Origin of the sequence: Streptomyces sp. NPDC058470 (assembly GCF_042721055.1) — a bacterium.
In the GTDB taxonomy this organism is placed as follows: Bacteria; Actinomycetota; Actinomycetes; order Streptomycetales; family Streptomycetaceae; genus Streptomyces.
The window spans coordinates 159,232-172,246 of sequence record NZ_JBHXMF010000001.1; the positions used below are offsets into that span (position 1 = coordinate 159,232).

Annotated in this window: 13 protein-coding genes and 1 pseudogene; 9 read left to right on the forward strand and 5 right to left on the reverse strand. The window is 69.9% G+C overall.

The window, feature by feature from the left end; genetic code table 11:
* The first annotated feature begins 24 nt into the window (after positions 1 to 24).
* On the forward strand, positions 25 to 663 hold the full coding sequence (locus tag ACFWP7_RS00720) for a TetR/AcrR family transcriptional regulator (protein ID WP_384373741.1): 639 nt from the start codon (positions 25 to 27) through the stop codon (positions 661 to 663).
* Here ACFWP7_RS00720 and ACFWP7_RS00725 read toward each other — a convergent pair.
* Both ACFWP7_RS00725 and ACFWP7_RS00730 read right to left on the reverse strand, forming a co-directional pair.
* Positions 616 to 915: a DUF1731 domain-containing protein gene (locus ACFWP7_RS00725; RefSeq protein WP_384373743.1), complete on the reverse strand. Its 300-nt coding sequence runs from the start codon at positions 913 to 915 to the stop codon at positions 616 to 618. The genes ACFWP7_RS00720 and ACFWP7_RS00725 overlap by 48 nt on opposite strands.
* Before the next feature lie 127 nt (positions 916 to 1,042).
* Positions 1,043 to 3,241 (reverse strand): MMPL family transporter, encoded by a 2,199-nt coding sequence (locus ACFWP7_RS00730; protein ID WP_384373746.1) that lies wholly within the window; start codon positions 3,239 to 3,241, stop codon positions 1,043 to 1,045.
* Between the two features lie 194 nt (positions 3,242 to 3,435).
* Here ACFWP7_RS00730 and ACFWP7_RS00735 point away from each other — a divergent pair, with 194 nt between their 5' ends.
* Entirely contained in the window at positions 3,436 to 4,083 is a 648-nt protein-coding gene (locus tag ACFWP7_RS00735) for a TetR/AcrR family transcriptional regulator (protein WP_384373749.1), read from the forward strand.
* Between the two features lie 13 nt (positions 4,084 to 4,096).
* On the opposite strand, the pseudogene ACFWP7_RS00740 reads toward ACFWP7_RS00735, so the two are convergent.
* A pseudogene (locus tag ACFWP7_RS00740) lies at positions 4,097 to 4,180 on the reverse strand (HAD family hydrolase); the annotation flags it as partial.
* Between the two features lie 83 nt (positions 4,181 to 4,263).
* Here ACFWP7_RS00740 and ACFWP7_RS00745 point away from each other — a divergent pair.
* From ACFWP7_RS00745 to ACFWP7_RS00755, 3 genes are all read left to right on the forward strand, one after another.
* On the forward strand, positions 4,264 to 4,857 hold the full coding sequence (locus ACFWP7_RS00745) for a helix-turn-helix domain-containing protein (protein ID WP_384373752.1): 594 nt from the start codon (positions 4,264 to 4,266) through the stop codon (positions 4,855 to 4,857).
* A gap of 156 nt (positions 4,858 to 5,013) precedes the next feature.
* A complete protein-coding gene (locus ACFWP7_RS00750; RefSeq protein WP_384373755.1) occupies positions 5,014 to 5,946 on the forward strand; it encodes a class I SAM-dependent methyltransferase in 933 nt (310 codons plus the stop codon).
* A 115-nt stretch (positions 5,947 to 6,061) separates the two neighbouring features.
* On the forward strand, positions 6,062 to 8,089 hold the full coding sequence (locus ACFWP7_RS00755; RefSeq protein WP_384373758.1) for a sigma-70 family RNA polymerase sigma factor: 2,028 nt from the start codon (positions 6,062 to 6,064) through the stop codon (positions 8,087 to 8,089).
* Between the two features lie 60 nt (positions 8,090 to 8,149).
* Here ACFWP7_RS00755 and ACFWP7_RS00760 read toward each other — a convergent pair whose 3' ends face one another.
* The gene (locus ACFWP7_RS00760) at positions 8,150 to 8,422 is read right to left on the reverse strand and encodes a DUF1876 domain-containing protein (RefSeq protein WP_384373761.1); all 273 of its coding nucleotides are present in this window, start codon (positions 8,420 to 8,422) and stop codon (positions 8,150 to 8,152) included.
* A gap of 179 nt (positions 8,423 to 8,601) precedes the next feature.
* On the opposite strand from ACFWP7_RS00760, the gene ettA reads away from it, so the two are divergent.
* The 3 genes from ettA to ACFWP7_RS00775 are packed head-to-tail and all read left to right on the forward strand — an operon-like array spanning position 8,602 to position 11,372.
* Positions 8,602 to 10,266, forward strand: coding sequence for an energy-dependent translational throttle protein EttA (ettA, locus tag ACFWP7_RS00765; RefSeq protein WP_384373764.1), 1,665 nt, complete (start codon positions 8,602 to 8,604; stop codon positions 10,264 to 10,266).
* A 6-nt stretch (positions 10,267 to 10,272) separates the two neighbouring features.
* Complete coding sequence (locus ACFWP7_RS00770; protein WP_384373767.1) at positions 10,273 to 10,683, forward strand: acyl-CoA thioesterase; 411 nt, start codon at positions 10,273 to 10,275, stop codon at positions 10,681 to 10,683.
* Positions 10,680 to 11,372, forward strand: a complete 693-nt coding sequence (locus tag ACFWP7_RS00775; RefSeq protein WP_384373770.1) for a hypothetical protein — start codon at positions 10,680 to 10,682, stop codon at positions 11,370 to 11,372. The genes ACFWP7_RS00770 and ACFWP7_RS00775 overlap by 4 nt, the downstream gene beginning before the upstream one ends.
* A gap of 21 nt (positions 11,373 to 11,393) precedes the next feature.
* On the opposite strand, the gene ACFWP7_RS00780 is transcribed toward ACFWP7_RS00775, so the two are convergent.
* The gene (locus ACFWP7_RS00780) at positions 11,394 to 11,798 is read right to left on the reverse strand and encodes a globin (protein WP_384373772.1); all 405 of its coding nucleotides are present in this window, start codon (positions 11,796 to 11,798) and stop codon (positions 11,394 to 11,396) included.
* A 106-nt stretch (positions 11,799 to 11,904) separates the two neighbouring features.
* Here ACFWP7_RS00780 and ACFWP7_RS00785 point away from each other — a divergent pair, with 106 nt between their 5' ends.
* The gene (locus tag ACFWP7_RS00785) at positions 11,905 to 12,885 is read left to right on the forward strand and encodes a methyltransferase domain-containing protein (protein WP_384373775.1); all 981 of its coding nucleotides are present in this window, start codon (positions 11,905 to 11,907) and stop codon (positions 12,883 to 12,885) included.
* Positions 12,886 to 13,015 lie beyond the last annotated feature (130 nt).

Below are 13,015 nucleotides of genomic sequence, written 5' to 3' on the forward strand. Positions count from 1 at the left end.
ACAACTCGTCGGCAGGAGACAGCCATGGCTTCAGTGACTCGCCCCCGCCCGGGCCGGCTCAAACGGCGCGCCGAGATCGAGGCCGCCGTGCTCGCCGCCACCGAGCGGCTACTGGCGGACGGCGCCAGCTTCACCGAACTGGGTGTCCAGCGCATCACCGCGGAGGCCGGGGTGGCCCGGTCGTCCTTCTACATGTGCTTTCCCGACAAGGTCACCGTTCTGCTGCGGCTCGTCGGAGACATGAAGGACGAACTCTTCGGTATGGCCACCGAGTGGCGCCCGACCGGCCCGGACGGCGGTGTCGACGGACTCGCGGCGGTCTTCGCGGAGCAACTCGCGTTCTACCGCCTCCGGGCACCCGTCCTTGCCGCCATCGCCGAGGTCTCCGGCTACGATCCGACGCTGCGCGAGGCCACCGCCCGGGAGATCAACCGGTTCGCACAGCACTCCACCGAAGTGCTCGAAGAGGAGCAGAGAGCCGGAAGGATCCCTGCCGATATCGATCCCGTCGTCTCCGGGAAGGTGCTCACCTGGGGCGGCGCGCAGGTCATCGCCCAGCAGATCGCCATGGGGGGCCCGGACAGCGACAGCGAGGTGGCACGAGAGCTGGCAAGGTCACAGTGGTACGGCACCTACCGCCGTCCCGTTGCCGAGTCCGCCTGATCCGGGCTCGGCGGGGTGCTGCCGGGGCTTTTCCGTCTCTACGGCGTTCGCGTCACCGTTTCTACCGATGCCGCGGGCGCGGCGGACGAGGCCGGCGGTGGCTTCCGGCCACTGGTGGTGGTCGAAGAGGAAGCCCGCTTCGAGGATGCGGCCGGGTACGGCGCGGTGGCTCTTCAGCAGGAGTTCGGTGTCCGAGGCGCGGTTCAGGATGGTTCCTACCTGGCCGGTTCCTCCGGGAATGACTATGTTCATCGGGCTCCCCCTTGGCGTACGGCGGCTTGAACGGCCGTGGGGGAGGAGCCTGGCCCAGAGAGTTGAACGCGTTGGAAAGTGTGGAAGCCCGGCCGGATCCCGACCGAGCTTCCGCATGGAGACAGGGTCAGACCTTCGCCGGCGTCCGCTCCTCCTCCGCAGGCGCGGCCTCGGAGATGCCCAGCCGCTTGTGCACCGCGCGCAGTGGTTTCGGCGCGTACCAGGCCGTACGGCCAAGGAGTCGCATGGCCGCCGGTACGAGTACGCCGCGTACGGCGACCGCGTCGATCAGGATCGCCAGGCCGCTGCCGAGCCCGAACATCTGGATGAAGCTGACGTTGGCCGTGCCGAAGGCGAAGAAGCTCACCGCGAGCAGGCCGGCTGCCATGGTCACGATGCGGCCGGTGTGGGAGAGACCGCTGGTGACGGCGGTCTCCGTGTCGGCGCCCGCGTCGTGCAGTTCCTTGATCCGGCTGGTCACGAAGACCTCGTAGTCCATGGACAGACCGAAGGCGATGCAGAACATGAGCACGGTCATCGAGGTGTCCATCGGCTGCGGCGTGAAGCCGAGGAGGGAGGACAGATGGCCGTCCTGGAAGATCCACACCATGACGCCGATGGCCGCCGTGAGGCTGATGCCGTTGAGGACGAGTGCCCGCAGTGGCTGGATCACGCTGCCGGTGAAGAGGAAGAGGATCACGAAGGTGGTGGCGGCCACGAGACCGATGGCGAACGGGAGGCGGTCGGCGATCGAGTCCTTGGAGTCGACGAGCCGCGCGTCGTTGCCACCGACCAACACCTCGGTCCCGGCGGGCGGATCGACCGCCCGTACGTCCTTGACCAGGGCCTGTGCCTCGTCGGACTTGGGCGTGAGGGCGCTGACGACGGTGATCCGCTGAGCGTCCGGCCGGCCCAGTGCGGCGGCCGCCGGACCGGGCGGGGTGGACCGGCCGTCGGCGAAGGTGCCGGCGGAGGTCTCCACGCGGGCCGCGCCGTCGAGCCGCGACAGGTCGGTCGCGTACCCGCTCAGCTCGGCCGGAGCCACGGGCCCGGTCGTGACGATCTGCACGGCGGACTCGTCGCTGCCGGTGAAGTCGCCCTGTACGGCGGTGGCGACCTGCCGGCTCTGGGCGCTCTCCGGCAGTACCCGCTCGTCCGGCGTGCCGAAGGTGACGCCGAGCAGCGGACTCGCGGCGAGCAACAGGATCGCGAGGACCGGCAGCGCGGTCAGGGCGGGCCTGCGCATGACCGTGCGGGCCAGCCGGCCCCAGAGCGGCGCCTCTGCGTTGCGTACGGTCTTCGCCCAGGGCAGCCGACCGTTGTTGACCCGGTGGCCGAGCACGGCGAGCAGCGCGGGCACGACCAGCAGGGCGCCGGCGGCGGCGATGATCACGACGCCGATGCCCGCGTAGGCGAACGAGCGCAGGAAGTACTGCGGGAAGACCAGCAGGGCGGAGAGCGCGATGGCGACGGTCGCCGCGGCGAAGGTGATGGTCCGACCGGCCGTACGCACCGTGTGCCGGAGCGCGTCGGGGACGTCGGCGCCCTCGGCGAGGTGCTCGCGGAACCGGCTGATCATGAGCAGTGCGTAGTCGATGCCGAGGCCCAGGCCGAGGGCGGTGGTGAGGTTGATGGAGAACACCGAGACGTTGGTGAGGCTGCCGAGGACGTAGAGCTCGGCGAAGGTTCCGGCGATCGCGATCAGCCCGATGACCAGGGGGATCAGCGCCGCGACGACGCTGCCGAAGGCGATCACCAGCAGGATGAGGATCAGCGGCACGGCGATCAGCTCGGCCACCGCGAGGTCCTTGGCGACCTGGCTGCTCACATCATTGCCGACCGCGGCCGCTCCGCCGGCCTCGACCGTCAGTCCGTTCCGGTCGCCGGTGTACTCGTCGATGATCGCCGAGGCGTTGTCGTCCTGCTCGGTCTCGTCGCCCTTGATGTGGGCGAGCACCAGCGCCTCGTTCCCGTCGCGGGAGGTCAGCGAGGAGGCGCCGGTGTCCCAGTACGAGATCACGTTCGACAGCGTCGGCTCGGCCTTGAGCTCCGAGGTGAGGGCGCTGCCGGCCTGTTCGGCGGCGGGGGAGCCGATGGCGCCGTCGTCGGCACGGACCAGCAGGACCAGGTTGCTCTCACCTCCGAACTTCTCGTCGATGAGCTCCTGGGCGTGGGTCGAGGGCGCGCTCGGATCCCCGAAGCCACCGCCGAGGAGCTTGCCGAAGGCCCCGAAGCCGATGACCCCCATGGCGACCACGGCCACCACGGCGAGTGTCAGTACGAGCCGTCCCCGGCGAAGGGCCAGCTCCGTAATTCGGTCGTACATGGTCATCCCCCTTGATGTTTACGCTATTAACATGGACCGTGACATATAAAGTTAACGCCGTCAACTTTGGGAGGTCGCCGGCGTCACCCCGGGGCAGGATGAGGTCTGGGTCGAGGCGGGGTGAGGTCAGGATCGAGGCGGGGTGAAGCCGGAGCCGAGGCGGGATGGACTCAGGATCGAGGCAGGATGGGCTCATGGAATCGATCACGGGCGGCAAGTCCCGCTACCACCACGGCGACCTGCGCAACGCGCTGATCGAGGCCGCCTTCGAACTCGCGGCCGAGGGTGGCCCCGAGCGGGTCGTCCTGCGTGAGGCGGCCCGCAGCGTCGGCGTGTCGCCCACCGCCGCATATCGCCACTTCGGCGGCCAGGGGGATCTCCTTGAGGCCGTGAAGATCCGCGGTCAGCAGGCGCTCGCCGAGTCGATGGTCGAGGCGGTGCGTGTACTGCCCGCACTCGACGATCCGGGTGAGGAGGCCGTGCGCAGGACCGAGGCGATCGGGCGTGGATACGTGCGCTTCGCGATCGAGCACCCGGGGCTCTACCGCACCGCTTTCTGTCGTACACCCGCGGAGGGCGGCGACTTCACCGGCCTCGAAATCCCCGAAAAGAGGGCGGAGTTCGCGGCGTTCGTGGAGCTGTCGAGCACGCTGGACGCACTGGTGGCGACGGGCCGGATGCGGCCGGAGAACCGGCCCGCGGCCGAGGTCGCCGCCTGGTCGGCCGTCCACGGTCTCTCCCTGCTCATCCTCGACGGTCCGCTGGCCCGGCTGCCCGCCGAGCAGCGCGACGCGGTGATCGAGCGCACGCTCACGACGATTGTTGCGGGGCTTACGCGGTAGGTGTGGGGGACTCCGGCGCGGCGACGAACTCCCTCACCGGCGGGACCAGTTCGTCATGGACGTACATGCTGAGGATCGACCGGCTGTGCCCCGCCGACCACCGTCCCCGGTGGGCTGCCGAGCCCGACGGCGGCGAACGACACCGGGCGCACCTTGCCGTACGAGCATAAGGTGTTGCCTATGACGCAAGGTGATGGTGACCTGGACAGCCTGGTGCGCAAGCGCATCCGTGCCCTGCGCGTGGCCCAGGGCTGGTCCCTGGAAGAGCTGGCCGGTCGCGCCAAGGTCAGCCAGTCCACGCTCAGCCGCATCGAGAACGGCGGGCGCCGACTGGCCCTGGACCAGCTCGTCACCCTCGCCCGCGCCCTGGACACCTCCCTCGACCAACTGGTCGAGACCGCCACGGACGACGTCATCTCCAACCCGATGATCGACGGAGCCCACGGGCAGATGCGCTGGCCCGTCAAGGCGGAGCCCGGCATGACCGTCGTACGCCGGCGTATGACCGATCCGCCGCCCGACAATCCCTCGCGCATGCGTGCCCACCCGGGCCGCGAGTGGCTGGTCGTCCTCTCCGGCACCGCGATCCTGCTCCTGGGCAACCGGCGCTTGCGGGTCGAGACCAACCAGGCGGCGGAGTTCCCCACGATGCTTCCGCACGCCATCGGCGCGGACGGCGGACCGTGCGAGATCCTGGGCGTCTTCGACCGGGACGCCCGGCGCGGTCACCAGCGCGGCGAGGACGTGGGTAAGGCCAACCGGCCGTCCCCGTGAGCGTTTGCGTGTACCGCAGTCCAGCGGGTCATCGCCTTGCGCGTTCCGCAGTCCAGCGGGTCATCGTCTTGCGCGTTCCGCAGTCCAGCGGGTCATCGTCTTGCGCGTTCCGCAAGCTGCCACGCCACACGTGAATGGCGTGCTTAGCGTGAACGCATGAATCATCCCTCCGCGCACGCGGCGCACCACGTTCACCGGCACGACCACGAGGCGGGCGACCAGGTGGAGATCCTCGACCTGGACGCCGAAGTACTCGCCGAGCACATCGCGTCCATCACCGCCTGGCTGCCCATCGAGATCAGCCCCCGCCGCATCGTGGATCTGGGCTGCGGGACCGGAGCCGGCACCCTGGCTCTGCTCGCACGCTTTCCCGAGGCAGAGGTGACGGCCGTCGACCTCTCGACCGCCCACCTGGCCCGACTGCGGGAGAAGGCGGCCGCGGCCGGAGCGGCCGACCGCGTGCGCACCGTCCAGGCCGATCTCGACGCGTCGGCATGGCCCGAACTCGGCACGCCGTCGCGGTCCGAAACTGGCACGTCGTCGCGGTCCGAAACAGGCCCGCCGTCGCGGTCCGAACCCGGCGCGCCGGAGCTGGTCTGGGCGTCGGCCTCCATGCACCATGTGGCCGACCCCGACCGCACCCTGAGCCAGGTCCACGACCTGCTGGTGCCGGGCGGGCTGTTCGCCGTCGTCGAGCTGGCCGGTTTCCCCCGGTTCCTGCCCGCAGGCGCCCCGGAAGACGTTCCAGGACTTGAGGAGCGCTGCCATGCCGTGCTCGACCACCGCCACGCCGAGCAGGTCCCCCACCGTGGCGCCGACTGGGGAACCAAGCTGAAAGCAGCCGGCTTCACCGTCGAGGGCGAACGCACCATCACCGTCGACATCGGTCCGCCCCACACCGACGCGGTGGGCCGCTACGCACTCAGCAGCCTGCGTCGCATGCGCGGCGGCGTCGCATCCGCCCTCACGGCCGAGGACCTGGTCGCTTTCGACCAACTGCTCGACACCGGCAGCCCGCACAGCATCCTGCGCCGCACCGACCTGAGGGTGCGCACCGAGCGCACGGTGTGGGCCGCCCGCCGCTCCTGACCTGGGAGGGCGGGGGTAGGCGCAGGGCCCCTGAGTGAGTGCTGATGGAGCGATGTGATGATGGCGCGCAGCGATTTCTGTTATGCCGACGCCGACGAGGAACCCTCCTCCAGTCATGACCGAGACATCACACAGCGGATACGACGGGCCGGACGAGCCCCGGACGCAGGCCGCCCTGGTGCGGGCCGCGCAGGGCGGTGACCAGCGTGCCCTCGACACACTCGTGGCCGACTACCTGCCCCTGATCTACAACATCGTGGGACGTGCGCTGGACGCCCCCGCCGACACCGATGACGTCGTGCAGGACGTCATGCTGCAGATGATCCGGGACGTGCCCAAACTGCGTGACCCGGAGGCGTTCCGGTCCTGGCTGGTGGCCATCGCGATGCGACAGGTCCGCCGGCACTGGCGGCTGCGGCGCAGCGCGCCGGCGACCTCCGGGATCGAGGGTCTTGAGGAGATGGCGTTCCTCGCGGATCCGGGAGCCGACTTCGTCGATCTGACGATCACCGTGCTGAACCTGTCGGGTCAGCGGCAGGAGACCGCCGAGGCCACGCGCTGGCTGGACGCCGACGACCGGCAGCTGCTGTCCCTGTGGTGGATGGAGGTCGCGGGCCGGCTGACCCGGGCCGAACTGGCCATGGCGATGGAGGTGCCGACCCCGCATGCCGCGGTCGCGGTGCAGCGGATGAAGGCCCGGCTCGAAGCCGCACGGGCGGTGGTCCGCGCACTGGGGGCCGTGCCGCGGTGCGCGGAGATGAACACGGTGCTGCGCGGCTGGGACGGGCGGCCCTCCGGCCTGTGGCGCAAGCGGATCGCCCGGCATGTGCGCGCCTGCGCGGTGTGCGGCGGCGTATCGGTCGGCGTGGTGCCGGCGGAGCGGCTGCTGGCCGACCTGGCTCTGGTGGCCGTTCCGCCCGCTCTGCTGGGGCTGCTGGCGTTGGGGGCGGGCGCGGGGGCGGGCGCCGGTGCGGGCGCAAGCGACGTGGCCACCGCTGCCTTCCACATTCCGTCCACGGCGGGCAGGGCGACGGGCCATGCCCTGCGGAAGTCGGGGGGCATGGCCTTCGGCAAGGCCGCCGTCACGGCGTCCGCCGTCGCACTGTCCCTGGTGGCCACCACCGTTGCCTACACGTTCGGAGTGTTCGGGCCGGACGACCGCGGCGAACAGTCCTCGGCCGGTACGACCGTATCGGCGCCGCAGGCCTCCGGCGCCCAGCCGTCCACCACCGCCTCCCCGACACCCTCGCCCTCCGCGACCGCGAAGCCGAAGGCCTCGGCCTCGCCCAAGGCCGCCGCGGCACCGAAACCGGCCGCCGGGAAGGCGGCGACCGTCACCGACACGAAGCTGCCCGTACGGGCAGCCTTCTACTACCCCTGGTACGACGAGAACTTCACCGACGGCGGCAGCCAGTACACGCCCTCGGCCGGCAAGTACGACGTCGACGACCCGGCCACCGTCGAGCGCCAGATCAAGGACATGCAGTACGGCGGTCTCCAGGCCGGCATCTCCTCCTGGTGGGGCGAGGGCAAGCGTGAGGACGTACGGCTGCCCCTCCTGATGTCCAAGGGAGCGGAACTCGGCTTCTCCTGGACGGTGTACTACGAGCACGAGGCGTACGCCGACCCCTCGGCCGCGGAGATCAGGGAGAGCCTGACCTACCTGCGCAAGTACTCCGACCAGCAGACCTGGCTGCACGTCGACGGCAAGCCGGTGATCTTCGTGTACGGCGGGGGCGGCGACGCGTGCGACATGGCCACCCGGTGGTCGCAGGCCAACGAGACCGCGGGCTACTACGTCGTCCTGAAGGTGTTCGGCGGCTACAAGGACTGCGCGAACCAGCCCGAGGGCTGGCACCAGTACGCCTCCGGCCTTGACGTGCAGAAGGGGTACTCGGCGATCGTGTCACCCGGTTTCTGGCTGAACACCGCGAAGGAGCCGACCGTCGCGCGCGACCTCGACCGGTTCCGCGAGGAGGCCACCACCGTCGCCACCTCGGGTGAGCCCTTCCAGCTCGTGGTGACGTACAACGAGTGGGGCGAGGGCACGGCCGTCGAGTCGGCCACGGACTGGCCGAGCTCCACCGGCCACGGCGCCTACATGGACGTACTGCACGAGGTGTTCACGGCACATCCACGCTGAGAGTGCGAGGGCCTGAGGGCCGGGTGACCGTGACTCGCACGGCGCCCGGCCCGGCTCACCTCAGGTCAGCGGTCGCGACGTCCTGCCCGACTCCTCGTCGATCTCGTCATGCGCCTTGGTCAGCAGCTTCATCGCCAGTTCGTTGAGCGCCCTGGCTCCCGCGACCTCCTCGCCGACCCGCGGCTGGTTCGAGTCGGACGGGTGGCGGCTCGCGTAGCCGTGCGCGCGCACCTCGCTCCCGTCCGGCAGCCGTACGAGTGCGGCGGCTCGCGTGCGGTGAGGATCTTCCTCGAACTCCAGCTCGACATGCCATCCGACAGTGGTCTGCGCCATCACGATCACCTCCGGGTCCCTGTCCACCACGGGTCCCCTGCCTACGAGTGTCCTCCTGCACCGCCGGGAAGGGCCAGGTCACGGAGGGCTGCCCGAACTGGTTTCCCCCCAGGCCTGGCAGTCAGGCAAGATGGGGTGTATCTGCCCACTGCCGATTTCAAGCGTCCGGACGGTTTCCCTTGGCTGAGTTCATTTACACCATGCGCAAGACGCGCAAAGCGCACGGCGACAAGGTGATTCTTGATGACGTCACCCTGAACTTCCTGCCCGGAGCAAAGATCGGTGTGGTCGGGCCGAACGGTGCCGGTAAGTCCACCGTTCTGAAGATCATGGCGGGGCTCGAGCAGCCCTCGAACGGCGAGGCCTACATCTCGCCGGGCTTCAGCGTCGGCATCCTCATGCAGGAGCCGCAGCTGGACGAGAGCAAGACGGTCCTGGAGAACGTCCAGGACGGTGCCGCCGAGCTCATGGGCAAGCTCAGTCGCTTCAACGAGGTCGCCGAGCTGATGGCGACCGACTACTCGGACGCGCTCCTCGACGAGATGGGCAAGCTCCAGGAAGACCTGGACCACGCCAACGCCTGGGACCTCGACGCACAGCTGGAGCAGGCCATGGACGCGCTGGGCTGCCCGCCCGGCGACTGGCCGGTCACCACCCTCTCCGGTGGCGAGAAGCGCCGCGTCGCGCTCTGCAAGCTGCTGATCGAGGCCCCGGACCTGCTCCTCCTCGACGAGCCCACCAACCACCTCGACGCCGAGTCGGTGAACTGGCTGGAGCAGCACCTCTCGAAGTACGCGGGCGCCGTCGTCGCCGTCACTCACGACCGGTACTTCCTGAACAACGTCGCCGAGTGGATCCTCGAACTGGACCGCGGCCGCGCGATTCCCTACGAGGGCAACTACTCGACGTACCTCGACAAGAAGTCCACCCGTCTCAAGGTCGAGGGCCGCAAGGACGAGAAGCGTCAGAAGCGGCTCAAGGAAGAGCTGGAGTGGGTCCGGTCCAACGCCAAGGGCCGTCAGACCAAGTCCAAGGCGCGCCTCGCCCGTTACGAGGAGATGGCAGCCGAGGCCGACAAGATGCGGAAGCTGGACTTCGAGGAGATCCAGATCCCGCCGGGCCCCCGTCTTGGCTCGATCGTCGTCGAGGTCCAGAACCTCTCCAAGGCGTTCGGAGACAAGGTTCTCATCGACGACATGAGCTTCACGCTGCCGCGTAACGGGATCGTGGGCGTCATCGGCCCGAACGGCGCCGGAAAGACCACGCTCTTCAAGATGATCCAGGGCCTTGAGACCCCGGACTCCGGCTCCATCAAGGTCGGCGACACCGTCAAGATCAGTTACGTCGACCAGAGCCGCGCCAACATCGACCCCAAGAAGACGCTGTGGGCCGTTGTCTCCGACGAGCTCGACTACATCAACGTCGGTCAGGTCGAGATGCCCTCGCGTGCCTATGTGTCCGCCTTCGGCTTCAAGGGCCCGGACCAGCAGAAGCCCGCCGGTGTCCTCTCCGGTGGTGAGCGCAACCGCCTGAACCTCGCGCTGACCCTCAAGGAGGGCGGCAACCTGCTGCTCCTCGACGAGCCCACCAACGACCTCGACGTGGAGACCCTGTCCTCGCTGGAGAACGCGCTGCTCGAGTTCCCCGGTGCGGCCGTGGTCATCTCCCACGACCGCTGGTTCCTGGACCGGGTCGCGACGCACATCCTCGCCTACGAGGGCGAGTCGAAGTGGTACTGGTTCGAGGGCAACTTCGAGTCCTACGAGAAGAACAAGGTCGAGCGACTCGGCCCGGACGCGGCGCGCCCGCACCGTGCCACCTACAAGAAGCTGACCCGGGGCTGATCGATCTTGCGGCACATCTACCGCTGCCCAATGCGCTGGGTGGACATGGACGCGTACGGCCACGTGAACAACGCGGTCTTCCTCAGCTATCTGGAGGAGGCGCGTATCGACTTCCTGAACCGCCCGGACAAGGAGTTCAGGCAGGGGTCAGTGGTGGCACGCCATGAGATCGACTACAAGCGGCAGTTGGTCCACCGGCACACGCCGGTGGACATCGAGCTGTGGGTCTCGGAGATCCGCGCGGCGTCCTTCACGATCACCTATGAGGTCAAGGACGCGGATCAGCTCTACGTCCGGGCCGCGACCATGGTCGTGCCGTTCGACTTCGAGGCCCAGCGGCCGCGCCGACTTACCGCCGAGGAACAGGAGTTCCTCGCGGAGTACCGAGATGACAAGGACGAGGCCGTCGCCGCATGACGGTCCTGTTGCACCTCGCCGACGAAAGGGAGGCGGCGGACCTCGCCGCCTTCCTCGGGCGCCTGGTCCACTACGACCGCGCCGCCGCCGTACGGCTCCAGGCGTCCGGCAGCACGCTCGCGGTCTTCGGGCGCCCGCCGTCGTTCGAGGTCCTCGCCATCCGCACGGCGCGCCTCGCCAAGCCGTACGAGGACGGGCTCGACGTCCTGCTGGACGTGACCGTCTCGGCCGGTGAACTCCTGGAGTCCATCGACGAGTCGGCGGCCGCGGTGGCCGTCCCGGGGGCCGTCACGGGGCCGCCGTGGGCCGGGGTGCTGCCGCCCCGCCGCGGCTGGCGTCCGGAACCGGGGCTGCCCGCGCCGGACGCCGTGCGGGCGATGGTCACCGCCGCCGTGGCCGAATTCCGGTTCCGTACGCAGGAGTTGGCGGTCGAGCGGCGTACCCGCGGTGAACTCGACCGGATCGGGCGGGAGATCTGGTCCCGGCCGATCGGCGACACCAGCCTGCCGGTACGGGCCGCGCACGCAGCGCAGTCCCTGGGCTTCCTGCGCCCCGCCCGCCAAATGCCGCCCGATGAAAGCCCGTTGGGGCTGTACTCGTCCGGCGCGTGGCTGCGGCTGCGCACCCCGTTCGGGTCGATCGCCGTACGCCGGGCGGGACTCGGCGCCCTGGACGTCAGCGTCCGCTGACTCGCAGGGCCCTGAGCCAGGTCAGCCGGCCGTGTTCACCATCGAAGCCGCCGCGTACGTCAGATAGTTCCACAGCGTGTGCTCGTGCTCCTCGGAGAGGCCGAGCTCGTCCACGGCGACGCGCATGTGCTTCAGCCAGGCGTCGTGCGCGGCCTGGTCGACGGCGAACGGGGCGTGCCGCATCCGCAGCCGGGGGTGGCCGCGGTTCTCGCTGTACGTCGTCGGGCCGCCCCAGTACTGGATCAGGAACAGCGTGAAGCGCTCCTCGGCGGGACCCAGGTCCTCCTCGGGATACATGGCCCGCAGCAGCGGGTCCCCGGCGACTCCCTCGTAGAAACGGTGCACCAGGCGGCGGAAGGTCTCCTCCCCGCCGACCTGCTCGTAGAAGGTCTGCTCCTGAAGCGTGCCGCGCCGGATCTCTGTCACCCGTCCATGGTCTCAGACGCGGTGACCGAGGACTCAAGGCTTAGGTCCACCCGCGGCCGTGGGCCCGGCGCTCGCCTCCCGGTCCCTCCGGCAGCACAGTGGAGGTATGAGCGCGCACGCTCTCGACCAGGAACCCGACGACCTCGCCACGGGGGTACGGGCGGCGCTGGTGCGGGAGATCGACAGAAGCGGGGCCTGGGACGCCGATCCGGTCTGGCGGGAGGTGTTCGAGGCGGTTCCGCGTCATCTCTTCGTGCCGTACTACTACGTCGGAGGAGGAGGAGGCTTCGAGCGCGTGTGGGGCGAGGATCCCGATCCGCGGAGCCGGGAGCGCTGGCTGCGCGGCGCCTACGCGGACGGGCCGCTGGCCACCCGGGTACGGGACGGTGAGCTGCTCTCGTCCAGCAGCCAGCCGTCGCTGATGGCGAAGATGCTGACCGAGCTGGAGGTACGGGACGGGGACGCCGTTCTGGAGATCGGGGCCGGCACCGGGTACAACGCGGCTCTCCTCGCCCATCGTCTCGGCGACGCGCTGGTGACCACGGTCGACCTCGACCCGGAGATCACCGAGTCCGCGCGCCGCCACCTGGCCACCGCCGGTTACCACCCGACCGTCGTCACCGGCGACGGCGCCCGAGGAGTCCCCGAGCGCGCCCCCTTCGACCGGATCATCGTCACCTGCACGCTTCCCACGGTCCCGCACGCCTGGCTGCCCCAGTGCACCCCCGGCGCCCGTATCCTCGCGCCGCTGGCCACGGGCCTGATCACGCTGCGGGTACGGGACGGCGGGCACGCCGAGGGGCGTTTTCTGCACACGGCCGCCTACTTCGTGCCGTTGCGCGGCGGCAGTCGGCCCGAGCCCGAGCCGCCGCACCTGGGCGGGCTGCCGCCCCGGGCCAGGAGCGACGAGCTGTTCCGGTTCCTGCTGACCCTGACGGCGGGCAGCCTGGATCCGTACGAGGCGTACGCGCTGTGGGAGCGCGAGGAGCGGCCGGTGCGGGAGCGGTACGGGGTCACGGTCAGCGGCGAGCGCGCCTGGGCGTGGCTGGACGACCCCGAGGGGCCATGCGCCTGGCCACTGCCGTGACGCCCTCGGCCGGCCGTGCTGACGCCGGCCGTGCTGACGCCGGCCGTGCTGACGCCGGCCGTGCTGACGCCGGCTGTGCTGACGCCGGCTGTGCTGACGCCGGCTGTGCTGACGCCGGCTGTGCTGACGC

Bases quoted from the DNA above. Each gene is read 5' to 3' on its own strand.
- ACFWP7_RS00720 (WP_384373741.1), top strand. From the start codon at position 25: ATGGCTTCAGTGACTCGCCCCCGCCCGGGCCGGCTCAAACGGCGCGCC.
- ACFWP7_RS00725 (WP_384373743.1), bottom strand. From the start codon at position 915: ATGAACATAGTCATTCCCGGAGGAACCGGCCAGGTAGGAACCATCCTG.
- ACFWP7_RS00730 (WP_384373746.1), bottom strand. From the start codon at position 3,241: ATGTACGACCGAATTACGGAGCTGGCCCTTCGCCGGGGACGGCTCGTA.
- ACFWP7_RS00735 (WP_384373749.1), top strand. From the start codon at position 3,436: ATGGAATCGATCACGGGCGGCAAGTCCCGCTACCACCACGGCGACCTG.
- ACFWP7_RS00745 (WP_384373752.1), top strand. From the start codon at position 4,264: ATGACGCAAGGTGATGGTGACCTGGACAGCCTGGTGCGCAAGCGCATC.
- ACFWP7_RS00750 (WP_384373755.1), top strand. From the start codon at position 5,014: ATGAATCATCCCTCCGCGCACGCGGCGCACCACGTTCACCGGCACGAC.
- ACFWP7_RS00755 (WP_384373758.1), top strand. From the start codon at position 6,062: ATGACCGAGACATCACACAGCGGATACGACGGGCCGGACGAGCCCCGG.
- ACFWP7_RS00760 (WP_384373761.1), bottom strand. From the start codon at position 8,422: ATGGCGCAGACCACTGTCGGATGGCATGTCGAGCTGGAGTTCGAGGAA.
- ACFWP7_RS00775 (WP_384373770.1), top strand. From the start codon at position 10,680: ATGACGGTCCTGTTGCACCTCGCCGACGAAAGGGAGGCGGCGGACCTC.
- ACFWP7_RS00785 (WP_384373775.1), top strand. From the start codon at position 11,905: ATGAGCGCGCACGCTCTCGACCAGGAACCCGACGACCTCGCCACGGGG.